Raw genomic sequence first — 624 nt, 5'->3', positions numbered from 1 at the left:
CCTTACCACTTGGCTATGCCGCCTTAATATTGGAGCGGAAGACGGGATTCGAACCCGCGACCCCCACCTTGGCAAGGTGGTGTTCTACCACTGAACTACTTCCGCACTACTGGGCTAGCTGGATTCGAACCAACGCATGTCGCAGTCAAAGTGCGATGCCTTACCGCTTGGCTATAGCCCACTGATAGTATATGTCACGGAAATAAAAATGTGACTTTAATGGGGCGACTGATGGGAATCGAACCCACGAATGCCTGAACCACAATCAGGTGCGTTAACCACTTCGCCACAATCGCCATAATGAAATTGGCAGGGGTAGTAGGAATCGAACCCACACCAAAGGTTTTGGAGACCTTCGTTCTACCTTTAAACTATACCCCTATGAAATATAAGTTTTCAGTGAATCCTCTTGCTATTCGCTTTGAAGCATAATGCTCCGCTTCGCTGCGCAAAGTTTAAGGAGGATTATTTTACTTCGCTGACGCTCCGTAAAAATCTTGGTGGAGGGGGGCAGATTCGAACTGCCGAACCCGAAGGAGCGGATTTACAGTCCGCCGCGTTTAGCCACTTCGCTACCCCTCCAAATATTATATCACTCGAGTGGTGCCGGCAAGAGGACTTGAA

Annotated in this window: 5 tRNA genes; all 5 read right to left on the bottom strand. The window is 49.0% G+C overall.

What is annotated here, in order from left to right:
- Positions 1–30: 30 nt before the first annotated feature.
- Positions 31–105: transfer RNA gene (locus tag TV75_RS20965), tRNA-Gly, on the bottom strand.
- Positions 106–109: 4 nt separating this feature from the next.
- Positions 110–181: transfer RNA gene (locus tag TV75_RS20960), tRNA-Gln, on the bottom strand.
- Between the two features lie 39 nt (positions 182–220).
- Positions 221–296: transfer RNA gene (locus tag TV75_RS20955), tRNA-His, on the bottom strand.
- A gap of 11 nt (positions 297–307) precedes the next feature.
- Positions 308–381 (bottom strand) — tRNA-Trp (locus TV75_RS20950).
- Positions 382–498: 117 nt separating this feature from the next.
- Positions 499–582, bottom strand: a tRNA-Tyr gene (locus TV75_RS20945).
- Positions 583–624 lie beyond the last annotated feature (42 nt).

This window comes from Rossellomorea aquimaris, from assembly GCF_000935355.1.
GTDB lineage: Bacteria > Bacillota > Bacilli > Bacillales > Bacillaceae_B > Rossellomorea > Rossellomorea aquimaris_B.
Note: the sequence above shows the minus strand (reverse complement) of the source record. Positions and strands in the feature narration are given on the sequence as shown.